This window comes from Klebsiella sp. BIGb0132 (genome assembly GCF_024810075.1).
GTDB classification, from domain to species: Bacteria; Pseudomonadota; Gammaproteobacteria; order Enterobacterales; family Enterobacteriaceae; genus Klebsiella; species Klebsiella terrigena.
This window is the reverse complement of the sequence record NZ_JANUDW010000001.1, coordinates 1,207,642-1,231,796: the sequence shown is the minus strand read 5'-3', so window position 1 is coordinate 1,231,796 and position 24,155 is coordinate 1,207,642. Positions and strand designations below refer to the sequence as shown.

General features: G+C 58.5%; 19 protein-coding genes, 1 pseudogene and 1 other annotated feature. Of the genes and pseudogenes, 11 read left to right on the top strand and 9 right to left on the bottom strand.

The window, feature by feature from the left end; translation table 11 throughout:
* The first annotated feature begins 85 nt into the window (after positions 1-85).
* Positions 86-3,430 carry a mechanosensitive channel MscK gene (gene mscK, locus M2416_RS05660; protein ID WP_076944699.1) on the top strand — a complete coding sequence of 1,115 codons (3,345 nt, stop codon included), beginning with the start codon at positions 86-88 and terminating at the stop codon, positions 3,428-3,430.
* 39 nt (positions 3,431-3,469) lie between these two features.
* Here mscK and rsmS read toward each other — a convergent pair whose 3' ends face one another.
* Together rsmS and priC are read right to left on the bottom strand one after the other, a co-directional pair.
* Complete coding sequence (rsmS, locus tag M2416_RS05655) at positions 3,470-3,646, bottom strand: pleiotropic regulatory protein RsmS (protein ID WP_071844892.1); 177 nt, start codon at positions 3,644-3,646, stop codon at positions 3,470-3,472.
* 14 nt (positions 3,647-3,660) lie between these two features.
* Complete coding sequence (gene priC, locus M2416_RS05650) at positions 3,661-4,188, bottom strand: primosomal replication protein N'' (RefSeq protein WP_041144361.1); 528 nt, start codon at positions 4,186-4,188, stop codon at positions 3,661-3,663.
* A 69-nt stretch (positions 4,189-4,257) separates the two neighbouring features.
* Here priC and M2416_RS05645 point away from each other — a divergent pair, with 69 nt between their 5' ends.
* The 9 genes from M2416_RS05645 to M2416_RS05605 all read left to right on the top strand — a co-directional run bounded on the left by M2416_RS05645 (position 4,258) and on the right by M2416_RS05605 (position 13,658).
* The gene (locus M2416_RS05645) at positions 4,258-4,635 is read left to right on the top strand and encodes a DUF454 family protein (RefSeq protein WP_041147537.1); all 378 of its coding nucleotides are present in this window, start codon (positions 4,258-4,260) and stop codon (positions 4,633-4,635) included.
* A gap of 150 nt (positions 4,636-4,785) precedes the next feature.
* The gene (gene apt, locus M2416_RS05640; RefSeq protein WP_041144362.1) at positions 4,786-5,337 is read left to right on the top strand and encodes an adenine phosphoribosyltransferase; all 552 of its coding nucleotides are present in this window, start codon (positions 4,786-4,788) and stop codon (positions 5,335-5,337) included.
* Between the two features lie 92 nt (positions 5,338-5,429).
* A complete protein-coding gene (gene dnaX, locus M2416_RS05635) occupies positions 5,430-7,334 on the top strand; it encodes a DNA polymerase III subunit gamma/tau (RefSeq protein WP_076944701.1) in 1,905 nt (634 codons plus the stop codon).
* Positions 6,667-6,731, top strand: a sequence feature (DnaX frameshifting element). It overlaps the preceding gene by 65 nt.
* 57 nt (positions 7,335-7,391) lie before the next feature.
* Positions 7,392-7,724, top strand: a complete 333-nt coding sequence (locus M2416_RS05630; RefSeq protein ID WP_041144364.1) for a YbaB/EbfC family nucleoid-associated protein — start codon at positions 7,392-7,394, stop codon at positions 7,722-7,724.
* The gene (recR, locus tag M2416_RS05625; protein WP_041144365.1) at positions 7,724-8,329 is read left to right on the top strand and encodes a recombination mediator RecR; all 606 of its coding nucleotides are present in this window, start codon (positions 7,724-7,726) and stop codon (positions 8,327-8,329) included. The genes M2416_RS05630 and recR overlap by 1 nt, the downstream gene beginning before the upstream one ends.
* A gap of 159 nt (positions 8,330-8,488) precedes the next feature.
* A complete protein-coding gene (gene htpG / locus M2416_RS05620) occupies positions 8,489-10,363 on the top strand; it encodes a molecular chaperone HtpG (RefSeq protein WP_259222587.1) in 1,875 nt (624 codons plus the stop codon).
* A gap of 192 nt (positions 10,364-10,555) precedes the next feature.
* A complete protein-coding gene (gene adk, locus M2416_RS05615; RefSeq protein ID WP_041144367.1) occupies positions 10,556-11,200 on the top strand; it encodes an adenylate kinase in 645 nt (214 codons plus the stop codon).
* 127 nt (positions 11,201-11,327) lie between these two features.
* Positions 11,328-12,290, top strand: a complete 963-nt coding sequence (gene hemH, locus M2416_RS05610; RefSeq protein ID WP_259222584.1) for a ferrochelatase — start codon at positions 11,328-11,330, stop codon at positions 12,288-12,290.
* A 63-nt stretch (positions 12,291-12,353) separates the two neighbouring features.
* A complete protein-coding gene (locus M2416_RS05605) occupies positions 12,354-13,658 on the top strand; it encodes an inosine/guanosine kinase (RefSeq protein WP_041144369.1) in 1,305 nt (434 codons plus the stop codon).
* 83 nt (positions 13,659-13,741) lie between these two features.
* On the opposite strand, the gene ybaL is transcribed toward M2416_RS05605, so the two are convergent.
* Together ybaL and M2416_RS05595 are read right to left on the bottom strand one after the other, a co-directional pair.
* On the bottom strand, positions 13,742-15,418 hold the full coding sequence (gene ybaL / locus M2416_RS05600) for a YbaL family putative K(+) efflux transporter (protein ID WP_045854259.1): 1,677 nt from the start codon (positions 15,416-15,418) through the stop codon (positions 13,742-13,744).
* Between the two features lie 323 nt (positions 15,419-15,741).
* Positions 15,742-16,962, bottom strand: a complete 1,221-nt coding sequence (locus M2416_RS05595; protein ID WP_259222580.1) for an MFS transporter — start codon at positions 16,960-16,962, stop codon at positions 15,742-15,744.
* 163 nt (positions 16,963-17,125) lie between these two features.
* Here M2416_RS05595 and ushA point away from each other — a divergent pair, with 163 nt between their 5' ends.
* A complete protein-coding gene (gene ushA, locus M2416_RS05590; RefSeq protein WP_259222578.1) occupies positions 17,126-18,778 on the top strand; it encodes a bifunctional UDP-sugar hydrolase/5'-nucleotidase UshA in 1,653 nt (550 codons plus the stop codon).
* A gap of 68 nt (positions 18,779-18,846) precedes the next feature.
* Here ushA and ybaK read toward each other — a convergent pair whose 3' ends face one another.
* The 5 genes and pseudogenes from ybaK to M2416_RS05565 all read right to left on the bottom strand — a co-directional run.
* Positions 18,847-19,326, bottom strand: a complete 480-nt coding sequence (gene ybaK, locus M2416_RS05585) for a Cys-tRNA(Pro)/Cys-tRNA(Cys) deacylase YbaK (protein ID WP_076944707.1) — start codon at positions 19,324-19,326, stop codon at positions 18,847-18,849.
* Between the two features lie 201 nt (positions 19,327-19,527).
* Positions 19,528-20,322: a TraB/GumN family protein gene (locus M2416_RS05580; RefSeq protein WP_076944708.1), complete on the bottom strand. Its 795-nt coding sequence runs from the start codon at positions 20,320-20,322 to the stop codon at positions 19,528-19,530.
* Between the two features lie 143 nt (positions 20,323-20,465).
* Complete coding sequence (gene copA, locus M2416_RS05575; RefSeq protein WP_259222574.1) at positions 20,466-22,967, bottom strand: copper-exporting P-type ATPase CopA; 2,502 nt, start codon at positions 22,965-22,967, stop codon at positions 20,466-20,468.
* Positions 22,968-23,391: 424 nt separating this feature from the next.
* A complete protein-coding gene (locus M2416_RS05570) occupies positions 23,392-23,739 on the bottom strand; it encodes a DUF1493 family protein (RefSeq protein ID WP_259222573.1) in 348 nt (115 codons plus the stop codon).
* Positions 23,724-23,990: pseudogene (locus M2416_RS05565) on the bottom strand (STM2901 family protein); the annotation flags it as partial. The pseudogene M2416_RS05565 and the gene M2416_RS05570, both read right to left, overlap by 16 nt.
* Positions 23,991-24,155 lie beyond the last annotated feature (165 nt).

Below are 24,155 nucleotides of genomic sequence, written 5' to 3'. Positions count from 1 at the left end.
ATTCGCGCGCGGGTAGAAGTGCTATTCTGCGCGCTGCGACGACCCCCGGTATTCTCCGGCTTCTGCAACCACTCATGTTAACACTATGCTGCATACTATTCGTTGGCGAAACGCCATTTCCGCTTTTGTAATTGTACTGATGTTTTTCGTTGGCAGCCTTGGCGCAACGCGGGCCTTTGCGGCCGATTTACCCGATCGCTCCGAAGTGCAGAGCCAGCTCAATACGCTGAATAAGCAGAAAGAGCTCACTCCCCAGGACAAGCTGGTTCAGCAGGACCTGACGCAAACCCTCGAAACGCTCGATAAAATTGAGCGCATCAAGTCGGAGTCGGCCCAGTTGCGCCAGCAGGTCGATCAGGCCCCGGCGAAAATGCGCCAGGCGGTCGATGGCCTGAACGCGCTCGGCGATGTGCCTGACGATGAGGCCACGCGCAAAACGCTGGCCTCGCTGTCGCTCCGTCAGCTGGAAGCCCGCGTCACCCAGGCCCTCGACGATCTGCAAAATGCCCAGAACGATCTGGCGACGTACAACAGCCAGCTGGTTGCTTTGCAAACCCAGCCGGAGCGCGTGCAGAACGCGATGTACTCGGCGTCCCAGCAGTTGCAGCAGATCCGTAACCGGCTGAACGGCACCTCGGTGGGGGAAGAGGCCCTGCGTCCAACCCTGCAGGGGCTTCTGCTGACCCAGCAGGCGCTGCTGAACGCGCAGATCGACCAGCAGCGTAAAAGCCTGGAAGGGAATACCGTCCTGCAGGACACGCTGCAGAAGCAGCGGGACTACGTCAGCGCCAACAGCAACCGTCTGGAGCATCAGCTGCAGCTGCTGCAGGAAGCCGTTAACAGCAAGCGGCTGACGCTGACGGAAAAAACCGCGCAGGAAGCGGTGACGCCCGATGAAACCGCGCGCATTCAGGCCAATCCGCTGGTGAAGCAGGAGCTGGAGATTAACCACCAGCTTAGCCAGAGGCTGATATCGGCGACTGAAAACGGCAACCAGCTGGTGCAGCGCAATATTAAGGTCAAAAACTGGCTCGATCGCGCGCTGCAGTCGGAACGCGACATTAAAGAACAGATTTCGGTCCTCAAAGGCAGCCTGCTGCTGTCGCGTATCCTTTACCAGCAGCAGCAGACCTTGCCGTCTGCCGACGAGCTGGAGGATATGACCAACCGCATCGCCGACCTGCGCCTCGAACAATTTGAGGTTAACCAGCAGCGCGACGCCCTGTTCCAGAGCGACGCCTACGTCGCAAAACTGGAAGAAGGGCACAGCAGCGACGTGAATCAGGAAGTGCACGACGCCCTGCTGGACGTGGTAGATATGCGCCGAGAGCTGCTCGATCAGTTCAACAAACAGCTGGGTAATCAGCTGATGATGGCGATCAACCTGCAGATTAACCAGCAGCAACTGATGAGCGTCTCCAGCACCCTGAAGGCCATCCTGACCCAGCAAATTTTCTGGGTTAACAGCAACAAGCCCATGGACTGGGAGTGGATCAAATCCTTCCCTGAAGCGCTGAAAGGGCAGTTTAAGGCGATGAAAATCACCGTAAACTGGGAAAAAGCCTGGCCCGCCGTCTTTGTGGCCTTCCTTGCCGGGCTGCCGCTGCTGTTGATTGCCGGCCTTATCCGCTGGCGCCTGCAGTGGCTGCGCAGCTACCAGGCAAAGCTGGCGTCGCAGGTCGGGCAGCTGCGTAACGATACCCAGCTGCATACGCCAAAAGCGATTTTGATCGATCTGATTAGGGCTCTGCCGGTGGTGCTGCTGATCCTCGCCGCGGGCCTGATTCTGCTGACGATGCAGCTCAATATCAGCGATCTGCTGTGGGCCTACAGCAAGAAGCTGGCGCTGTTCTGGCTGGTGTTTGGCCTGTGCTGGAAGGTTCTGGAAAAAGACGGCGTGGCGGTGAGCCACTTCAATATGCCGCCGCAGCTCACCAGCCACTGGCGTCGGCAGATTGTCCGCGTCAGCCTGGCGCTGCTGCCGCTGAACCTGTGGTCGGTTATCTCCGAACTCTCTCCGCTGCATCTGATGGACGATGTGCTGGGGCAGTTCGTTATCTTTATCAACCTGCTGCTGATTGCGGTGCTGGTGTGGCCTATGTGCCGCGAAAGCTGGCGCGACAAAGAGTCGCACAGCCTGCGCCTGGTGACCGTCACCGTGCTGTCGATCGTTCCCATCGCGCTGATGGCGCTGACCGCAACCGGCTACTTCTATACCACGCTGCGCCTTGCCGGCCGCTGGATTGAAACCGTCTATCTGGTGATGCTGTGGAATCTGCTGTATCAGACCGTGCTGCGCGGCCTGAGCGTGGCGGCCCGCCGTATCGCCTGGCGTCGCGCGCTGGCTCGCCGTCAGCACCTGGTCAAAGAGGGCGCCGAAGGCGCCGAGCCGCAGGAGGAGCCGACGATCGCGCTGGAGCAGGTCAACCAGCAAACGCTGCGCATCACCATGCTGGTGATGATCGCCCTGTTCGGCATTCTGTTCTGGGCTATTTGGTCGGATCTGATCACCGTCTTCGCCTATCTCGACAGCGTCACCCTGTGGCACTACAACGGCACCGAAGCCGGCGTCAACGTGGTAAAAAGCGTCACCATGGGCAGCCTGCTGTTTGCGATAGTGGCCTCGATGGTGGCCTGGGCGCTCATCCGCAACCTGCCGGGTCTGCTGGAAGTGCTGATCCTGTCGCGGCTCAACATGCGCCAGGGGACGTCGTATGCGATAACCTCGATTCTGAACTATGCCATTATCGCCATTGGCGCGATGACGGTGTTTGGCTCGCTGGGGGTATCGTGGGACAAACTGCAGTGGCTGGCGGCCGCGCTGTCGGTAGGTTTGGGCTTTGGCCTGCAGGAAATTTTCGGTAACTTCGTTTCCGGCCTGATTATCCTCTTTGAACGCCCGGTACGCATCGGCGATACGGTGACCATCGGGACCTTCTCCGGTACCGTCAGCAAGATCCGCATCCGCGCGACCACCATTACCGACTTTGACCGCAAAGAGGTGATCATTCCGAACAAAGCGTTCGTGACGGAGCGTCTGATCAACTGGTCGCTGTCTGACACCGTTACCCGCGTCGTCATCCGCCTCGGCGTGGCGTACGGCTCGGATCTGGATAAGGTGAAGGAAGTCCTGCTGCAGGCCGCGCATGAGCATCCGAAGGTGATGCCTGAACCAGCGCCGGCGGTCTTCTTCACGACCTTTGGTGCCAGCACGCTGGATCACGAACTGCGTCTCTACGTTCGCGAACTGCGCGATCGCAGCTACACCGTGGACGAGCTAAACCGCGCCATCGATCGCCTGTGCCGTGAAAACGATATCAACATCGCCTTCAACCAGCTGGAAGTTCATCTGCGTAATGAAAAGGGTGATGAAGTGACGGAGCTGAAGCGTGAAGTTAAAGGGGACGATCCTTCCCCGGCGCTCGGTTAATTGACTCTCGGGGCGGCCGATGCGCCGCCCCGCAGCCCGCTACTGTTCCTTATTGTTCTGCGCCGATCCCGGCGCGTTCTTTAGCTTGGCTTCATAATCACGGCGAATGATTTCCAGCGCGCCGAGCACCGTGCGCGGGCTGACCTGGTTCTCTTCGAGCAGCATGATTAAATCGACGGCCAGTTTGACTTCATCCGGGGCATTTTCTAGCGACATTTTCATTCCTTCCGTTAGCGCGTCATGCGTGCCAGCACGCTCTCTATTTTTTCCAGCGCGTCGCGGCAGCGGGCCAGGCGTCCGGCATAGGCCTCGACCTCTTTCGCCAGGCGCTGTTGCTCATCGAGCGTCGTCGCCTGCAGCCACTGCCGCTGGCGATCGTTGCGCATGGCCAGCAGGCGACGCTCATACTCCTGGTGCTTCAGCCGACGCCGCTGCCAGCGGCCAAGCCCCGATGCCGCGCTGTCCCAGCTGCGCAGCGACCAGGTTGCCGTCTCGCGGCTGATGGCGACAATTTGCGCGGTCAGACGCTCTGCCAGCCAGGCAACCTGCGGCAGCTGCTGGTGGGCGACGGCCTGCTGTAATTTGGCAAAATTATCCTGGGCTTCATCCAGATAGGCCTGCATCAGCGTGCTGCGGGTACGGAACAGCTGGCGATCGAAGCGGGCACTCAGCGTTGCGTGGTTCGCCAGCGGCGCGACCTCTGCGGCCAGCCGGGCAAGCTGCTCTTCCAGCGAGTGTAAAAGCCGGGTTGTTTTCAAATAACTCCTCCCTACCCTGATAAGCAACTATGCTACAGTAGCCACATCTGCTTGATAACGATTCGCATTATGCCACGTATTATTTTAATCATCATTGGCTGGCTGGCGGTAGTTCTGGGAACGCTGGGCGTCTTCCTGCCTTTACTGCCGACGACGCCGTTTATTCTGCTGGCGGCCTGGTGCTTTGCCCGCTCATCGCCGCGTTTTCATCACTGGCTGCTGTATCGCTCGTGGTTTGGCGGCTACCTGCGCCACTGGCAGCAGCACCGCGCCATGCCGCCCGGCGCCAAGCCGCGGGCGATAGCGATGATTATACTGACCTTTGCCATTTCCCTGTGGCTGGTTAAGCTTACGTGGGTACGCATCATGCTGCTGGTGATTTTGGCCTGTCTGCTGATATTTATGTGGCGTATTCCGGTGGTTGATGCAAAGCAACAAAAGCACTGATGCGCCATAATGCCTGTTGCAATTGTCGCTGACAGTCAGTAAATTCGAGCGTTTTCGAGCGCGGGTACGCCTGGTCAAAGGTTAATCAAATGTTTCCCTGGCCCGTTTGGCGCGTCCGTGAGTAACACCGTTTTTATCAGGCATAAACTTATGACCGCAACTGCACAGCAGCTTGAATATCTGAAGAACAGCATCCAAAGCATTCAGGACTATCCGAAACCGGGTATCCTTTTCCGTGATGTCACCAGCTTGCTGGAAGACCCGCAGGCCTATGCCCTGAGCATCGAGCTGCTGACCGAGCGTTACAGAAATGCCGGCATCACCAAGGTGGTGGGTACCGAAGCGCGCGGTTTCCTGTTTGGCGCACCGGTTGCGCTGGCGCTGGGTGTTGGCTTCGTTCCGGTACGTAAACCGGGTAAGCTGCCGCGTGAAACTATCTCCGAGAGCTACGAGCTCGAGTACGGCACCGACAGCCTGGAAATCCACGTTGACGCCATCAAAGAAGGCGACAAGGTGCTGGTGGTTGACGATCTGCTGGCGACCGGCGGCACCATCGATGCGACCGTCAAGCTGATCCGCCGTCTGGGCGGTGAGGTGCAGGATGCTGCTTTCGTCATCAACCTGTTCGATCTGGGCGGCGAGCAGCGTCTGGATAAGCTGGGCATCAACAGCTACAGCCTGGTTCCGTTCCCGGGTCACTAAGCATTTCCCGATACATAGCCTCGCCGATCCGGCGGGGCTGTGATAGCATGGCCCCTTCGTGATTTCACCTTCCAGCGTTTCAGAGCCAGCCCATGAGTTATCAGGTCTTAGCCCGTAAATGGCGCCCACAAACCTTTGCTGACGTCGTCGGCCAGGAACATGTGCTGACCGCACTGGCGAACGGCTTGTCGTTAGGGCGCATCCATCACGCTTATCTCTTTTCCGGCACCCGCGGGGTAGGTAAAACCTCCATTGCGCGCCTGCTGGCAAAAGGGTTGAACTGTGAAACCGGCATTACCGCCACGCCGTGCGGCGTGTGCGACAACTGCCGTGAAATAGAGCAGGGGCGCTTCGTCGATTTGATAGAGATCGATGCCGCCTCGCGGACGAAAGTCGAAGATACCCGCGATCTGCTGGACAACGTTCAGTACGCGCCGGCCCGTGGCCGCTTCAAAGTCTACCTGATTGATGAAGTCCATATGCTGTCGCGCCACAGCTTCAACGCGTTGTTAAAGACGCTGGAGGAGCCGCCCGCGCACGTCAAATTCCTGTTGGCCACCACCGATCCGCAAAAGCTGCCGGTGACGATCCTGTCGCGCTGCCTTCAGTTCCATCTGAAGGCGCTGGACGTTGAGCAGATCCGCCATCAGCTTGAGCATATCCTCGGCGAAGAGCAGATTGCCTTTGAATCCCGCGCGCTGCAGCTGCTGTCGCGTGCGGCGGACGGCAGCCTGCGTGACGCCCTGAGCCTGACCGATCAGGCCATTGCCAGCGGCGATGGTCGCCTGACGACGGAGTCGGTCAGCGCGATGCTTGGCACCCTGGACGACGACCAGGCGCTCTCTTTAATTGAGGCGCTGGTAGCCGCCGACGGCGAGCGGGTGATGGCCGGCGTTAACGAGGCCGCGTCGCGCGGCGTTGAGTGGGAGGCGCTGCTGGTCGAAATGCAGAGCCTGCTGCACCGCATCGCGATGGTACAGCTGTCGCCCTCGGCGCTGGGTGCCGATATGGCCGCGATAGAGCAGCGCATGCGCGAGCTTGCGCGCACCGTCCCGCCAGCCGATGTACAGCTATACTATCAGACGCTGCTGATTGGCCGTAAAGAGCTGCCCTATGCCCCGGACCGGCGCATGGGCGTTGAGATGACCCTGCTGCGCGCGCTGGCTTTCCATCCGCATAAGCCGCTGCCCGAGCCTGAGGTCCGGCCGGTGCAGACCATAGCTGCCGCACCGCCGCAGGCCGCAGCGGCGCCGCCGGTTCAGCCGCCGCCGCAGAATTTGCCGCAGAATACCAGTCAGGTACTGGCGGCGCGGAGCCATCTGCAGCGTAATCAGGGAGCACCCAGCCCAAAAAAGAGTGAACCGGCAGCCGCATCCCGCGCGCGGCCGGTGAATAACTCTGCGCTGGAGCGTCTGAGTTCGATTACCGAGCGCGTGCAGGCACGACCTGCTGCAGCGGCGCTGGAGCAGGCCCCGGCGAAGAAAGAAGCCTATCGCTGGAAATCAACGACTATCGTCGAAACGGTGAAGGAAGAAGTCGCCACGCCGAAGGCGCTGAAGAAGGCGCTGGAGCATGAGAAAACCCCGGAGCTGGCGGCAAAGCTTGCCGTTGAAGCGGTCGAACGCGATAGCTGGGCGGCGGAAGTTAACCAGCTTGCGGTGCCGAAGCTGGTCGAGCAGGTGGCGCTCAACGCGTGGAAAGAGCAGGACGGTAACCGTATCTGCCTGCATCTGCGGCCGAGCCAGCGGCATCTCAACTCCGCTGGCGCGCAGCAAAAGCTGGCGGAAGCGCTCGGCGTTTTATACGGCGCAGCGGTTGAACTGACCATCGTGGAAGACGATAATCCTGCGATGCGCACGCCGCTGGAGTGGCGGCAGGCAATTTATGAAGAGAAGCTCACGCAGGCGCGTGAAGCGATTATTGCGGATAACAACATCCAGACGCTGCGCCGGTTCTTCGATGCAGACCTGGATGAAGAGAGTATTCGCCCCATTTGATGACAAGTTCGACTTGCCATCATCATCCTTAACGATGACCTACTGAGAGAGAAGCCTATGTTTGGTGGAAAAGGCGGCCTGGGTAACCTGATGAAGCAGGCCCAGCAGATGCAGGACAAAATGCAGCAGATGCAGGAAGAGATTGCCCGGCTGGAAGTGACCGGTGAATCCGGCGCAGGACTGGTTAAAGTCACCATCAACGGCGCGCACAACTGCCGTCGCGTGGAGATCGACCCAAGCCTGCTGGAAGATGACAAAGATATGCTGGAAGACCTCGTGGCTGCGGCCTTCAACGATGCGGCGCGCCGCATTGAAGAGACCCAGAAAGAGAAGATGGCCTCCGTCTCTTCCGGTATGCAGCTGCCGCCTGGCTTTAAGATGCCGTTCTGATGCAAACCAGCCCGCTGTTAACTCAGCTTATGGAAGCACTGCGCTGCCTGCCGGGCGTTGGCCCGAAGTCGGCGCAGCGCATGGCGTTTACGCTACTTCAGCGCGATCGCAGCGGCGGGATGCGTCTGGCGCAGTCATTGACGCGCGCCATGTCGGAAATCGGCCACTGTGCCGATTGCCGCACCTTCACCGAGCAGGAGGTGTGCAATATTTGCAGCAATCCGCGCCGCCGGGAGAACGGGCAGATCTGCGTGGTGGAGAGTCCAGCGGACATCTACGCCATCGAGCAGACCGGGCAGTTTTCCGGCCGCTACTTCGTGCTGATGGGCCACCTGTCGCCGCTTGACGGGATTGGACCGGATGACATCGGGCTTGACCGCCTGGAGCAGCGGCTGCGTGACGAATCGATGCAGGAAGTGATCCTCGCCACCAACCCCACGGTGGAAGGCGAAGCGACCGCGAACTACATTGCCGAACTCTGCGCGCAGTACGGCGTCGAGGCCAGCCGCATCGCCCACGGCGTGCCGGTTGGCGGCGAGCTGGAGATGGTTGACGGCACCACGCTGTCACACTCCCTCGCCGGACGGCATAAGATCCGGCTTTAGTCCGACATTCAGGCTGCTGGCGCGCGTCGTCCGCAGCCTGAATTATTTCGCGCATTCGGCATTTTTCGCGGTCATTGCTTGAAAAATTTTCCTGCCGTCCCCATCTCACACTCAACGGTTTTTTTACCATTAAACATGGCATTGTTGAGGTTAAGCTAGATGAAAGGACAAGAAACTCGCGGTTTTCAGTCAGAGGTAAAACAGCTTCTGCACCTGATGATCCACTCTCTCTATTCCAATAAAGAAATCTTCCTGCGCGAGCTTATTTCCAACGCCTCCGATGCGGCCGACAAGCTGCGCTTTCGCGCGCTGTCGCAGCCGGATCTCTACGAGGGCGACGGTGAGCTGCGCGTGCGGGTCTCTTTTAACAAAGATGAGCGCACCCTGACCATCGCCGACAACGGCATTGGGATGAATCGCGACGAGGTTATCGATCATCTCGGGACGATTGCCAAATCCGGCACCAAATCGTTCCTCGAATCGATGGGCTCCGATCAGGCAAAAGACAGCCAGCTGATTGGCCAGTTTGGCGTCGGCTTCTACTCCGCGTTTATCGTGGCCGATAAGGTCACCGTACGCACGCGCGCCGCGGGCGATAGCGCCGAAAACGGCGTATTCTGGGAGTCCGCCGGCGAAGGCGACTACACCGTTGCCGACATCACCAAGGCCGATCGCGGAACTGAGATAACCCTGCATCTGCGCGAAGGTGAGGATGATTTCCTCAACGACTGGCGCGTGCGCTCGATCATCAGCAAATACTCCGACCATATCGCGCTGCCGGTAGAGATTGAAAAACAGGAAGAAGTTGACGGTGAAACCGTTATCTCCTGGGAGAAAATCAACAAGGCGCAGGCGCTGTGGACGCGCAATAAGTCGGAAATTAAAGACGACGAGTACCACGAGTTCTATAAGCACATTGCCCACGACTATAGCGACCCGCTGACCTGGAGCCACAACCGCGTTGAAGGGAAGCAGGAGTACACCAGCCTGCTGTATATCCCGTCCCAGGCGCCGTGGGATATGTGGAACCGCGATCATAAACATGGCCTGAAGCTGTACGTTCAGCGCGTCTTCATCATGGACGACGCCGAGCAGTTCATGCCTAACTACCTGCGCTTCGTCCGCGGCCTCGTTGATTCCAACGACCTGCCGCTGAACGTATCGCGCGAAATCCTGCAGGACAGCAGCGTCACCCGCAACCTGCGCAGCGCGCTGAGCAAGCGCGTGCTGCAGATGCTGGAAAAGCTGGCGAAAGACGATGCCGAAAAATATCAGACCTTCTGGCAGCAGTTCGGCCTGGCGCTGAAAGAGGGCCCGGCGGAAGACAGCGCGAACCAGCAGACCATTGCTAAGCTGCTGCGCTTCGCCAGCACGCATACCGACTCCGCCGCGCAGACCGTGTCGCTGGAAGAGTACGTCTCCCGCATGAAAGAAGGGCAGGAGAAGATTTACTACATCACCGCCGACAGCTACGCCGCCGCGAAGAGCAGCCCGCACCTCGAGCTGCTGCGTAAGAAAGGCATCGAAGTGCTGCTGCTCTCTGACCGCATTGACGAGTGGATGATGAGCTATCTGACCGAGTTCGACGGCAAGGCGTTCCAGTCGGTAGCCAAAACCGACGAGTCGCTGGATAAGCTGGCGGATGAAGTCGATGAAAGCACCAAAGAGGCCGAAAAGGCGCTGGAGCCGTTCGTTGACCGCGTGAAAACGCTGCTGGGCGAGCGGGTGAAAGAGGTTCGCCTGACCCACCGTCTGACCGATACGCCGGCCATCGTCACCACCGATGCGGATGAGATGAGCACCCAGATGGCGAAGCTGTTCGCCGCTGCGGGCCAGGCGGCGCCGGAAGTGAAGTACATCTTTGAACTGAACCCGGCTCATCAGCTGGTTAAACGCGCCGCGGATACCCAGGATGATACTCAGTTTGGCGAATGGGTTGAGCTGCTGCTCGATCAGGCGCTGCTGGCCGAGCGCGGTACGCTGGAAGATCCTAACCAGTTTATCCGCCGCATGAACCAGCTGCTGGCATCCTAACTCCTGCCCTCAATACCCTCTCCCGAAACGGGGGAGGGTATCTGCCTCAAACCTTCTGAAATACCCTCTTCAGCCAAAATAAACTGACCATTAACCGTTTCAGCCGTTCTGCCTTCCTTGAGCCATCTGCGTTCTGGTGGTATGGTTTAGCGTTTTTGAAAAATAGAATCGACTTTTGAGGGGATTTTCGTAATGCGTATTATTCTGCTTGGCGCTCCGGGCGCGGGTAAAGGAACTCAGGCTCAGTTCATCATGGAGAAATACGGTATTCCGCAAATCTCTACCGGTGATATGCTGCGCGCGGCTGTGAAATCTGGCTCTGAGCTGGGTAAGCAAGCCAAAGACATTATGGACGCTGGCAAGCTGGTGACCGATGAGCTGGTGATTGCGCTGGTGAAAGAGCGTATTACCCAGGAAGATTGCCGCAACGGCTTCCTGCTCGACGGCTTCCCGCGCACCATTCCTCAGGCTGACGCTATGAAAGAAGCGGGCATCGCCGTCGATTACGTCCTTGAGTTTGACGTACCGGACGAGCTGATCGTCGATCGCATTATCGGTCGCCGCGTCCACGCCGCTTCCGGCCGCGTTTACCACATCAAATTCAACCCGCCGAAGGTTGAAGGCAAAGATGACGTGACCGGCGAAGAGCTGAGCACCCGTAAAGACGATCAGGAAGAGACCGTGCGTAAGCGCCTGGTGGAATACCATCAGATGACCGCGCCGCTGATCGGCTACTACCAGAAAGAAGCGCAGGCGGGCAATACCCAATACGCCAAAGTTGACGGCACCAAAGCCGTGGCTGAAGTTCGCGCTGAGCTGGAAAAAATCCTCGGCTAATCCCGTGCGTTCTCATCCCGTCATTACGGGGTGAGAACACCTCTCATTCTACCTTTTTCTATGATTGGTTCCGTTTAGCGCCATTTCAGCTACAATTGGCTGCGATTCAAATGGTTAAGAGGCGGTAATGCATCAGACGAAAACAGGTATCTTGCTGGCCAATTTAGGCACTCCCGATGCGCCCACGCCCGACGCGGTGAAGCGCTATCTGCGACAATTTCTGAGCGACAAACGGGTCGTTGATACGCCTCGTCTGCTGTGGTGGCCGCTGCTGCGCGGTGCGATCCTCCCTCTGCGCTCCCCGAGGGTGGCGAAGCTTTACCAGTCGGTCTGGATGGAAGAGGGCTCGCCGCTGATGGTCTACAGCCGTCAGCAGCAGCAGGCGCTGGCCACCCGACTGCCGGAGACGCCGGTGGCGCTGGGGATGAGCTACGGTTCCCCCTCGCTGGAAAGCGCGGTGGATGAGCTGCTGGCCCAGGGCGTTGACCATATCGTGGTGCTGCCGCTCTATCCCCAGTACTCCTGTTCCACCGTGGCGGCGGTATGGGACGAGCTGGCGCGGATCCTTGGCAAAAAGCGGGCGATCCCGGGCGTTTCCTTTATCCGTGATTACGCCGACGACGCGGACTATATTGCGGCGCTCGCCGCCAGCGTTCGCGCTTCGTTTGCCGAACACGGCGAGCCGGACGTGCTGCTGCTCTCCTATCACGGTATTCCGCAGCGCTACGCTAGCGAAGGGGATGTCTACCCGCAGCGCTGCCGCGACACCACCCGTGAGCTGGTCTCCGCGCTGGATCTCTCTCCCGACCGGGTGATGATGACCTACCAGTCGCGCTTTGGCCGCGAGCCGTGGCTGACTCCGTATACCGACGAGACGCTGAAAATGCTGGGCGAGCAGGGCGTGAAGCACGTCCAGGTTATCTGTCCTGGATTTTCCGCCGACTGTCTGGAGACGCTGGAAGAGATTGCCGTGCAGAACCGCGAGTTCTTCCTCGAGGCCGGCGGACAGAAATATGAATATATTCCCGCTCTCAACGCCGACGCGGCGCATATTGAAATGATGGTTAACCTGACGGCAGCGTATCGCTAATCGCGTGCGGCGCGGGGAATATGCTACTATTCCCCGCCTGTCCACTGCCACTAAACCACCACTATGAAATTTCCCGGTAAACGCAAATCTAAACACTACTTCCCCGTCAACGCCCGCGATCCGCTGCTGCAGCAAATTCAGCCGGAAAATGAATCCGCTATCTCCTGGGTGGTCGGCATTGACCAGACGCTGGTAGATATCGAAGCGAAAGTGGATGAGGCGTTTATCGAGCGCTACGGCCTGAGCGCCGGACATTCGCTGGTGATTGAAGATGATATCGCCGAGGCGCTTTATCAGGATCTGCTGCATAACGATCTGATCACCCACCAGTTTGCCGGTGGCACCATTGGCAATACCATGCACAACTATTCGGTGCTGGCGGACGATCGCTCGGTGCTGCTTGGCGTGATGTGCAGCAATATCGACATCGGCGGCTACGCCTATCGCTATCTTTGTAATACCTCCAGCCGTACCGATCTTAACTATCTTCAGGGCGTGGACGGGGCGATCGGCCGCTGCTTCACCCTGATCGGCGACTCCGGCGAGCGCACCTTCGCCATCAGCCCAGGGCACATGAATAAGCTGCGCCCGGAGAGTATCCCGGAAGCGGTGATTGCCGGCGCTTCAGCGCTGGTCCTGACCTCGTATCTGGTGCGCTGCAAGCCCGGCGAACCGATGCCGGACGCCACGATGAAAGCGATTGAGTATGCGAAAAAGCACGACGTGCCGGTGGTGCTGACGCTGGGCACTAAATACGTCATTGCCGACAACCCGCAGTGGTGGCAGGCCTTCCTGAAGGAAAATGTCTCGATTCTGGCGATGAACGAAGAAGAGGCCGAGGCGCTGACCGGGCTTGCCGATCCGCTGCTGGCCTCGGATAAGGCGCTGGAGTGGGTTGATCTGGTGCTATGCACCGCCGGGCCTGCGGGCCTGTATATGGCCAGCTTTACCGAAGACGAGGCGAAACGCAAAACCCAGCACCCGCTGCTGCCGGGAGCCATTGCCGAGTTTAATCAGTACGAGTTCAGCCGCGCGATGCGCCATCAGGATTGCCAAAACCCGCTGCGTATTTACTCCCACATCGCCCCGTACATGGGCGGGCCTGAGAAAATCATGAATACCAACGGTGCCGGCGACGGCGCGCTGGCGGCGCTGCTGCACGATATCACGGCCAACAACTACCACCGCAATAACGTCCCCAACTCCAGCAAGCACAAGTGCAAGTGGCTGACCTACTCATCCCTGGCGCAGGTGTGCAAATACGCGAACCGCGTGAGCTATCAGGTACTGAATCAGCACTCGCCGCGTTTAACCCGCGGGCTGCCGGAGCGGGAAGACAGCCTCGAAGAGGCGTACTGGGAGCGCTAGACGCGTTTCCCTCGCCGCAGGGGAGGGAAACCGTTAGACAGGACTGGAGCGCGCCCTCAGACGAGGTGAGAGGGCGTCAGAGCCTAGCCGGTGACCACTTCACCCGCCGGCGGCGTTTCCAGCAGCAGCAGCATGGCGCGGGCAATTTCGCGCTCGCCCATGACCACCTGGTTCGCGCCGCGTTCGACAATATAGTCCACTTCGTCATCATAGTGCGCGCGGGCGATAATCTCGATGTTCGGGCACTTCTCGCGCGCAGAGGCCACGATTTCTCCCGCCTCGTAGCCGTTAGGGATGGTCAGCAGCAGCCAGCGGGCGCAGTCCAGATGCGCCAGATTCATAATCTCTTCGTTTGCCGCATTGCCCAGCACCGCACGGATGCCGCGTTCGCGCAGCTCGTCCACGCGGGTGCGTGACGTTTCGATAACCACCAGCGGAATACCCTGCGCCATCAGCTTCTCGCCGAGCAGGCTGCCGACGCGGCCAAAGCCCACCAGCAGCGCGTGATTGCAGATATCGACCGGAATTTGCTTCTCTTCTTCCAGCACCTCTTCGAGGGTTTGCTCGTCGAGGGTTTCGGTTTTATCGAGGTATTTCTCCAGCAGCGCGAACAGCACCGGGTTGAGCATAATGGAGATAATCGCCCCGGCAAGCACCAGGTTCTGCCCGGCCTGCGGCAGCAGATCCAGCGCCATGCCGAGCCCGGCGAGGATAAAGGCGAACTCGCCGATTTGCGCCAGGCTGGCGGCGATGGTCAGCGCGGTGCGCGGAGAGTGGCCGAACATCCGCACGAGGAAGTAGGCCACTACCGATTTACCGAAGATGATAATCGCCAGCGTTGCCAGCACCGCCAGCGGCTGCTCCAGCAGGATCATCGGGTCGAACAGCATGCCGACGGAAACAAAGAACAGTACCGCGAACGCGTCGCGAAGCGGCAGCGTATCGTGGGCGGCCCGGTGGCTGAGCTCGGATTCGTTGAGCACCATGCCGGCGAAAAAGGCGCCGAGGGCAAAGGAGACGTCAAACAGCTCAACCGCGCCGAAGGCAATGCCGAGCGCCAGCGCCAGCACCGAAAGCGTAAACAGTTCGCGCGAGCCGGTTGCGGCGCTGCGCGACAAAATCCACGGCACCAGGCGGCGGCCAACCAGCATCATAATGGCGATAAAGGCGACGACTTTGCCGATAGTGATGCCCATATCCACGGCCAGCGACGCCAGGCCGACGTCGCCTTTTTCCGTCATTCCGGCGACGGCGGGCAGCAGGACCAGCGTCAGCACCATCACTAAATCTTCGACGATGAGCCAGCCGATGGCGATTTGCCCTCGCTGGCTATCAATAAGCTGGCGTTCTTCCAACGCGCGCAGCAGCACCACGGTACTGGCGGTAGAAAGACACAGACCAAAAACGATACCGGTCATCAGCGACCAGCCCAGCATCGCTGAAAGCGCCATACCTAGCAGCGTTGCCACGCCTATCTGGGCAATCGCGCCGGGGATGGCTATCGACTTTACCGCCATTAAATCTTTTAAAGAGAAATGCAGACCGACGCCGAACATCAGCAAAATGACCCCCAGCTCGGCCAGCTCTGGCGCCAGCTTGGTATCAGCAACAAAACCCGGGGTGAAAGGGCCGGAGAGTACGCCCGCTAACAGGTAGCCCACCAGTGGAGAAATACGTAGCTTATTGGCGATCATGCCAAAAATAAAAGCGAGGACCAGCCCGCCGACAATGGTGGTGATAAGCGGTGTTGCGTGGTGCATTCCGTCTCCTTGCATGTGGTGAGCCAATCCATTTTCGGTATTAAGCACCTCATCCTTCAGGCTGCCTCGGCGTTAGCTTCGCGCGTTCATCCTGCTCGCGGCCCTGATGCAACTCGAATGATAGGGTGCATAAACCTAAAAAACCGATTAATAGTTTATGACATTTTTAGCCGTTTTGTTTATGAATAATTATTGAATTATGCCGAAAACTGGAATTAGCCCGCAAAAAAGCACAGATCGGAAAACAGGGGCAGGTAATGCCGGGCGATCCTGATGGGGTAAGGGGTGACGGCAGCCAAAGTTTCACTTTGGCTGCCGTATAATCACGCTTTTTGATGATTGTTAGGGAGGAATATCGTCAATATGCCGAGCAGAGGCAGGAAAGCGCAGATTTTATAGACCAGCTCGATACTGGTGTGATCGGCTAACAGCCCCAGCACCGCGGCTCCCAGGCCGCCCATGCCGAATGCAAAGCCGAAGAACAGGCCGGAAACCATGCCAATTCGGCCCGGTAATAGCTCCTGGGCGTAAACCAGAATGGCAGAAAACGCCGATGCGAGGATAAAACCAATTATCATGGTCAAAATCCCCGTCCACTCGAGGGTGGCATAGGGTAAAATAAGGGTAAACGGCGCTACGCCGAGGATAGAACCCCAAATAACGTATTTCCGCCCAATTTTATCGCCGACAGGCCCGCCAATCACCGTTCCTGCGGCAACCGCGAACAGGAAGATAAACAGGTGAATCTGCGCGTTTTGGATCGATAAGCCAAACTTATCCATCAGATAAAAGGTGTAATAGCTGCTAATGCTCGCCATATAGAAGTATTTCGAGAAAATAAGCATCAGCAGGATGCTTACCGCCAGAATAACTTTATTTTTGGGCAGCGGATTAGCGATGACGGCCTTAGGTTTACCTTTGTTCATCCGATGCTGCGCGGCATACCAGCGGCTGATTTGCGACAGCACAACGATAGCCAGCAGCGCGGCCAGCACGAACCAGGCAACGTTGCCTTTGCCGTAAGGGGCAATGATGACCGCCGCCAGCAGCGGGCCCAGCGAGCTGCCAAAGTTTCCGCCAACCTGGAATAGCGACTGCGCCAGGCCGTGGCGTCCGCCGGAGGCCATGCGCGCCACGCGAGAAGATTCCGGATGGAAAACCGAGGAGCCGGTACCGACCAGCGCAGCGGCCAGCAGCACCGTGCCAAAGCTTCCCGCCAGCGCCAGCAGCACCAGCCCACAGAGGGTAAAGCACATGCCAATGGGCAGCGACCACGGCATCGGGTGCTTATCGGTTATATAGCCCACCACCGGCTGCAGGAGCGAAGATGCGAGCTGGAAGGTGAGGGTGATCATGCCGATCTGCACAAAGGAGAGGGAAAACTCCGACTGTAGCAGCGGGTAGATCGCGAGGATCAGCGACTGGATCATATCGTTCAGCAGGTGGGAAAGGCTGATGGCCCCCAGAATGCGAAATGAGGTGCGTGCTTTTTGCGGCGGCGCAGCGGAGCCGGATAAGGGTTGAGCGGTCTGATTCATTGCCATAGATTCACTTAAAGATTCTTATTAGAGGATGCAGGTGGAATTATTATCTGACTAACATACCCGCGCCTAAGGTTTGAAGGAAGCCGCAATTCTGAAAACATATTTGTCTAATGGCTTAACTCGCTATACTTTCGGCACTTGTTATTAAATCAGGGAGTGAAAGATGCAATTTGTGAAACAGGGCGTGGCGCTGGCGCTATTGGCGACGCTATCGCTGGGAAGTCTGTCAGCGCAGGCCTATGAGCAGGATAAAACCTATAAAATCACCATCCTGCATACCAACGATCATCACGGACATTTCTGGCGTAGCGATTACGGTGAATACGGTCTGTCGGCGCAAAAAACGCTGGTGGACGGTATTCGCAAAGAGGTTGCCAGCGAGGGCGGCAGCGTGCTGCTGCTATCCGGCGGCGATATTAATACCGGGGTTCCGGAGTCTGATTTACAGGATGCGGAACCTGATTTTCGCGGCATGAACCTGGTGGGCTACGATGCCATGGCGGTGGGCAACCACGAGTTCGATAATCCGCTCAGCGTGCTGCGCCAGCAGGAGAAGTGGGCTAAATTCCCGTTCCTGTCGGCCAATATTTACCAGAAAAGCACCGGTGAGCGCCTGTTTAAGCCCTGGGCCCTGTTTAAGCGCGGCGGGCTGAATATCGCGGTGATTGGCCTGACGACGGACGATACGGCGAAAATTGGCAACCCGGAGTACTTCACCGATATTGAATTCCGCAACCCGGCGGAAGAAGCGAAGCTGGTGATTCAGGAGCTGCAGCAGAATGAAAAGCCGGACGTCATTCTGGCGACGACCCATATGGGCCATTATGACAACGGCGCTCACGGTTCGAATGCCCCGGGTGACGTGGAGATGGCGCGCAGCCTCCCTGCCGGAGCGCTGGCGATGATCGTCGGCGGCCATTCGCAGGATCCGGTATGCATGGCGGCGGAGAATAAAAAGCAGGTGGACTACGTTCCCGGTACGCCGTGCGCGCCGGACAGGCAAAACGGTATCTGGATAGTCCAGGCGCACGAATGGGGTAAATACGTGGGCCGTGCGGATTTTGAATTCCGCAACGGCGAAATGAAGCTGGTGCACTATCAGCTGATCCCGGTCAACCTGAAGAAAAAGGTGACCTACGACAACGGCCAGAGCGAACGCGTGCTCTATACGCCGCAGATCCCGGAAAACGCGCAGATGCTGTCGCTGCTGACGCCGTTCCAGAATAAGGGCAAAGCGCAGCTGCAGGTGAAAATCGGCAGCGTCAACGGCCATCTTGAGGGCGATCGCAGCAAGGTACGCTTCGTGCAGACCAATATGGGACAGCTGCTGCTGGCGGCGCAGATGGCGCGCAGCGGCGCTGATTTTGCGGTGATGAGCGGCGGCGGTATCCGCGACTCCATCGAAGCCGGGGATATTACCTATAAAGACGTGATGAAGGTACAGCCGTTCGGCAACGTGCTGGTGTATGTCGATATGAACGGCCAGGAGGTGACGGAGTATCTCACCGCCGTGGCGCAGATGAAGCCCGATTCCGGGGCCTATCCGCAGTTCGCCAACGTCAGCTTTGTGGCGAAAGACGGCAAGCTGAATGATTTGAAAATCAAAGGCCAGCCGGTCGACCCGGCGAAAACCTACCGCATGGCGACCCTGAGCTTTAACGGCACCGGCGGCGACGGCTATCCGCACATCGACGCTAAGCCAGGCTACGTCAACACCGGGTTCATCGACGCTGAGGTGCTCAAGGAGTATATCCAGAAGAACTCCCCGCTCGACGCGGCGGCGTTTGAGCCGAAAGGCGAGGTGAGCTGGCAGTAACGGGACCGCATCGCTCGCCGGGTCGTGGGGTCAGCCCGGCGAAGCGTAGCGCGAGGTGGCTGGAAAGATTAATCGCGGCGGGCAATATCGGCGAACTTCGCATCCAGGATTTTCGCCAGATCGCTGGCCGCCAGCTCGATATCCAGCCCGCGTTTGCCGCCTGAGATATACACGCTGGCGAACTCCTGCGCCGGGGCGTCAATCACCGTCGGCAGGCGTTTTTTCTGCCCAAGCGGACTGATGCCGCCGACCAGATAGCCGGTTACCCGCTGCGCCACCATCGGGTCGGCCATATCCACTTTCTTCGCGCCCAGGGCTTTGGCCACTTTTTTCAAATCCAGCTGACCGGCAACCGGGGTGACCGCGACGGCCAGATGCTTCATATCCCCGTTGAGCGCCACCAGCAGCGTTTTATACACCCGATCGGCGTTCAGGCCGAGCTTGCGCACCACTTCGTCGCCGAAATTGGTTTCGCCGGGATCGTGATCGTAGCTGTGGATCGTAAAAGCAATTTTGTTTTTTTCGAGTAACTTAACGGCGGGAGTCATCGCTATCCTTCTTACCAACCGATCTAATGTACGTTAAGCATACGCCTGATGATTGTGTAAAAAATAGTACCATCTTGCGCAATAGTATTGGCAGTGATGGTCACTTTGAGCGACAATCGAACGATCCGAGGTGCGAATCTCGGGATAATAATAATGATGAAATTCCTCTTTGACGGGCCAATAGAAATATTGGCCATTTTTTTACGTCAGCATATCAGGCAGGTTCCCTTCACCGTATAAATGCAGCGCGCCGACGGCGACAACGTAGCGCCCCGGAGGCAGAGCCAGCAGCGTCTCGCGCCAGGCGAGGTTGCGCTGATGCATCAGAACATCGTACAGCGACTGGCTAAAGGTTGTGGGTAGCGAGGTCGCCCCTGTTGCCGGCGGCTGCTCCAGCCACCAGCCGATCATCACCTGCAGAAGACGGGCGTTGGTTCGCCAGTGGGTCAGGGTGTCTTCCAGCAGCGCCAGTCCGCCGTCGGGCAAATCGCGCAGCAGCGCAATCTGGCTATCGGTCCCCTCCAGCTCCATCACCCGCACGCGGCTTTCGCGCGCCGCCATCAGCAGTTGATAATCAATCCCGTAATCCGGACGAAGCCCCAGCTTTTGCGCCTGGGTCGCCTGCAGCACCATGGCCACCTGCCACAGCGGCTGGCTGTCGAAGAGGGCGGTTGCCAGCCCCAGCTCCGCGGCGCGGGCTTCCAGCTCAACGAGCTGTTCGCGGCTCAGGCGCTCGGCCAGCGGCGGATAAGAGGGGAGGTTGCTGAAGGGCGTTTCGTTCCCGGTTATATCGGCTTCCACAATCAGCGCATCGGCCTGGCGAATTTTTTTCAGCAGCCTGGCCGGAGGCGGCGCCATATCGCGGGTGCCCATATGAATGCTGCCGACGAGGTGCAGATAGCGCCCGCCTGGGAGGGTAACATCCAGTGCCGGCCAGGAATAAGACGAGCCAACGGCGGCTCGCCACAGCATTTTTATTCGGTTTAACAGGCCCATACGCGCTCCGCAAAGTGAAGAACTCATGCTAGCGCGCGCGGCCTGAGGGTGCAAGCGTGGGCGGGAGGATCGGCGTGCGATAGCCCGGACAGGGCGGGATGCCGCTGTCCGGGAAGGGGTCAGGTGCTGATCCGCGCGAGGGGCTACTCTTTTGGTTTAAAACGCAGCAGACGGTTGGCGTTGCTCACCACGGTAATGGAAGAGAGCGCCATCGCCGCCCCGGCAACCACCGGGTTGAGCAGCGTGCCGGTCAGCGGCCAGAGGATCCCGGCGGCAATCGGAATGCCCAGCGAGTTATAGACAAAGGCGCCCAGCAGGTTCTGCTTCATATTACGCAGCGTGGCCTTTGCAATCGCCAGCGCGTCGGCGACGCCGTTCAGACTATGGCGCATCAGGGTAATCGCCGCCGTTTCAATGGCGACGTCGCTGCCGCCGCCCATCGCAATGCCGACATCGGCCTGCGCCAGCGCCGGAGCGTCGTTAATACCATCGCCGACCATCGCGACCTGGTGGCCCTGGCTTTGCAGACGCTTGATGGCATCGGCTTTACCGTCCGGCAGGACGCCGGCAATCACCTCATCGATACCCGCCTCTTTGGCGATGGCGTTGGCCGTAATCGGGTTATCCCCGGTGAGCATCACCAGACGGTAGCCCTGGCGATGCAGGCGGGCCAGCGCTGCCACGCTGTCGCTGCGCAGCGGATCGCGAATGGCGATCAGCGCGGCAACCTCGCCGTCGACCGCCAGCAGCACCGGCGTGGCGCCCTGCGAGGCCTGAGCGTTGAGATCGCTCTCCGCCGCGTCGGTGGCAATATGCTGCTCGTTGAGCAGCGCCTGGTTACCGAGCAGGAGACGATGGCCGTCGGCTTCGCCGCTCACCCCCAGCCCGCGAAGGGTACGGAAGTTGCCGACCGTTGGCAGCGTGCTCTCCGCCGCTTTGTCGAGGATCGCCCGCGCCAGAGGGTGGCTGGAGCCCTGCTCCAGCGCGGCGGCCAGGCGTAAAGCGCTCGCCTCGTCGAGAGCGGTAAAGGTTTTCACCGCCACAACCTGCGGTTTCCCTTCGGTCAGGGTCCCGGTTTTATCGAATACGACGGTATCCAGCTGGCTGGCGCGCTGCAGCGCATCGGCATCGCGCACCAGCACGCCGTACTCCGCCGCCCGCCCGACGCCGGAAATAATCGACATCGGCGTGGCCAGGCCCAAAGCGCAGGGACAGGCGATAATCAGCACCGTGGTGGCGATGATCAGGGTATAGACGATTTGCGGCGCCGGACCGAAGAAGTACCAGATTGCCGCGCTGAACAGCGCAATAACCACCACCGTCGGGACGAAGACGGCGGAAATTTTATCCGCCAGCTGGCCGATTTCGGGCTTACTGCTCTGCGCCTGGCGCACCATGCGGATAATACGCGCCAGCGTGGTCTGACTGCCCACGGCGCTGGCGGTAAACAGGACGCTGCCGTCCTGCACAACCGTACCGGCGTGCAGGGGATCTCCGCCGCCTTTCTGCTGCGGGATCGGTTCGCCGGTCAGCATGGCTTCATCCATCCAGGCCTCGCCCTGAGAGATGATGCCGTCAACCGGCACCCGGTCGCCGGTGGTCAGACGCAGGGTCATGCCGGGCATCACGTCGGCCAGAGGGACGCTTTTTTCGCCCTCGGGCGTGACGACGCGTGCCGACGGCGGCGTCAGATCGAGCAGCTTTTCCAGCGCTCGCGAAGAGCGCTGCCGGGCGCGGGCTTCCAGCATATGGCCGAGGTTAATCAGGCCGATAATCATGGCGCTGGCTTCATAGTAGAGGTGGCGGGCTTCCATCGGGAACCACTGCGGCCACAGGTTGACGCTCATCGAGTAGAGCCAGGCGACCCCGGTGCCCAGCGCCACCAGCGTATCCATGGTGGCGGTAGCGTTTCTCAGGCTTTTCCAGGCGCTGCGGTAGAAGTGGCCGCCGGCAAAAACCATCACCGCCAGGGTGACAAGCCCGATAGCCAGCCACAGGGAGCGGTTGTCGTCGGTGACCATCATGTTGTCACCGAACATTCCCCACACCATCACCGGAACGCCCACCAGCAGGGCGACGATCGCCTGCCAGCGGAAGCGTTTCATGGTGGCGATGGCGGTTTCCTGCTGGCGCTCGCGGCGCTCCAGGTCATCTTCGATAGCCTCGGCACCGTAGCCTGCTTTCTCCACCGCCTGCACTAATTCTGCGGCGGACGCGCTGCCCATGACCAGCGCAGTGCGTTCCGCCAGGTTTACCCGCGCCTGCGCGACGCCCGGTACCGCGGCAAGCGCCTTCTGTACCCGGGAAACGCAGCTGGCGCAGCTCATGCCGTTGATCAGCAGCTGTTGGCTGTCATCGCTATCATGGGCTGCCGGAAGCGCAGGAGAGGCCGCTGTCAGTGCTTCCGACGGGAGTGTTGATTCCGCCAGCGGTTTAGCCTTTGGGTGGCTGAGCTCCGCACCGTATCCGGCTTTCTGAATCGTGTCGATGAGCGCTTCAGCGCTGGCGCTACCGGTGACGTGGGCTTCGGTCGTGGTGACCTCCGCCAGCTCAACGTCAGGACGCTGCTCCAGGCTCTCTTTTACGCGTTTGACGCAGTGGCCGCAGGTGAGGCCATCGAGCGTCAGGTCGATGGTTTGTGACATAACAAACTCCTTTATTACGTGGATGAGCTGACTGTGATAAAGGTTAAACCTTCCAGCAAGGGGAAGGTCAAGGCGTTTATTGTGTCGGGTCGGTTTCAGTGCTCCAGCGCGATAGCGCCCGAATACTCGATCCCCGAAAAACGGCCGTAGACTTCAGTTCAGGTCATTCTGTTTTCGAGTTCAATGTTAAGAACGACGTCTATTTTTCTGTTTTAATCGTGAGTCGTTACGGCATTGATACTGTTTTTATGCTTAATATTGCGGGTATTACTTCGCTAAAACGGATGCTGGACTGACAGCCACAAAATGAGCCAGGGGAATTGGCCGGCACGTAAGGACATCTAAAGTGGAATTCCAGATATTCTGATTCAGCTGGCGTGATTAACCCTCCTCGCACGGGGAGTTATTTGCAGTGATGTCTTATTCAGTCGTACAGCCATTTACCCGCTTTGGCTGATTCGGCAAACATTCTTATGGTTAAAGGCTTGCGGGTTCTCTCAATATCCTCGCGCTTAGCCTTAAACCACCGCGTTAGTTGCGGTGTGTTTTCCCATGGAAAATAAGATGACCATTTGACAGCAGATAGATCGACATTAAACCGATCCTCAAATTTATCCAAAGCATCGTGGAGGTCGTCGCCGGGAGCATCAAACAAATCATCGTCGAGCTCCAAAGGAATCTCGTTCCAGCCGCCGTCTAAATATCCTGAGATCTCTTTCCTGAAAAGCGCCAGCACCTCTTCCGATATGGGATCCATCAAAAGGATGTCCACCGTATACGATGCTTCGGGCGGGCTATGAGGTTGTATTTTTCCTGAGTTTTTCTTGCTGTCTGGTAAATTGAATTTACAAGACCTATCCAACCTAACCAGGGAATATAGCGAGCGATAACCGCAGCAAGGTTATTCGTTTTACGCATTCTCACGCCGACGGCCCCAGGAACTCTGATGCCAAATGGCGTTCGGGCATTTCTCAAAATTATTCTCCCGTATCTGGAAACAACACTCGTGCCTTTTATACCATCTTATATCAGCGGATTGTTAGTTCTTGTTTTTTAACCGTCAATAATATTCTGTTTTTCTTGAGAGTATTATAGATTGATAATTCAGGCCTATATGATGAGTTGATTTATATTTCATATCGATAATTTGCTCATTAGTATGAAATACTGAATCATCATGGCGGTAAT

What these genes read in the sequence shown, in the direction of transcription:
- recR (WP_041144365.1), top strand. Translation starts at nt 7,724, where the DNA reads ATGCAAACCAGCCCGCTGTTAACTCAGCTTATGGAAGCACTGCGCTGC.
- ybaL (WP_045854259.1), bottom strand. Translation starts at nt 15,418, where the DNA reads ATGCACCACGCAACACCGCTTATCACCACCATTGTCGGCGGGCTGGTC.
- M2416_RS05605 (WP_041144369.1), top strand. Translation starts at nt 12,354, where the DNA reads ATGAAATTTCCCGGTAAACGCAAATCTAAACACTACTTCCCCGTCAAC.
- apt (WP_041144362.1), top strand. Translation starts at nt 4,786, where the DNA reads ATGACCGCAACTGCACAGCAGCTTGAATATCTGAAGAACAGCATCCAA.
- ushA (WP_259222578.1), top strand. Translation starts at nt 17,126, where the DNA reads ATGCAATTTGTGAAACAGGGCGTGGCGCTGGCGCTATTGGCGACGCTA.
- M2416_RS05595 (WP_259222580.1), bottom strand. Translation starts at nt 16,962, where the DNA reads ATGGCAATGAATCAGACCGCTCAACCCTTATCCGGCTCCGCTGCGCCG.
- hemH (WP_259222584.1), top strand. Translation starts at nt 11,328, where the DNA reads ATGCATCAGACGAAAACAGGTATCTTGCTGGCCAATTTAGGCACTCCC.
- ybaK (WP_076944707.1), bottom strand. Translation starts at nt 19,326, where the DNA reads ATGACTCCCGCCGTTAAGTTACTCGAAAAAAACAAAATTGCTTTTACG.
- copA (WP_259222574.1), bottom strand. Translation starts at nt 22,967, where the DNA reads ATGTCACAAACCATCGACCTGACGCTCGATGGCCTCACCTGCGGCCAC.
- M2416_RS05645 (WP_041147537.1), top strand. Translation starts at nt 4,258, where the DNA reads ATGCCACGTATTATTTTAATCATCATTGGCTGGCTGGCGGTAGTTCTG.
- M2416_RS05580 (WP_076944708.1), bottom strand. Translation starts at nt 20,322, where the DNA reads ATGGGCCTGTTAAACCGAATAAAAATGCTGTGGCGAGCCGCCGTTGGC.
- rsmS (WP_071844892.1), bottom strand. Translation starts at nt 3,646, where the DNA reads ATGTCGCTAGAAAATGCCCCGGATGAAGTCAAACTGGCCGTCGATTTA.
- dnaX (WP_076944701.1), top strand. Translation starts at nt 5,430, where the DNA reads ATGAGTTATCAGGTCTTAGCCCGTAAATGGCGCCCACAAACCTTTGCT.
- M2416_RS05630 (WP_041144364.1), top strand. Translation starts at nt 7,392, where the DNA reads ATGTTTGGTGGAAAAGGCGGCCTGGGTAACCTGATGAAGCAGGCCCAG.
- adk (WP_041144367.1), top strand. Translation starts at nt 10,556, where the DNA reads ATGCGTATTATTCTGCTTGGCGCTCCGGGCGCGGGTAAAGGAACTCAG.
- htpG (WP_259222587.1), top strand. Translation starts at nt 8,489, where the DNA reads ATGAAAGGACAAGAAACTCGCGGTTTTCAGTCAGAGGTAAAACAGCTT.
- mscK (WP_076944699.1), top strand. Translation starts at nt 86, where the DNA reads ATGCTGCATACTATTCGTTGGCGAAACGCCATTTCCGCTTTTGTAATT.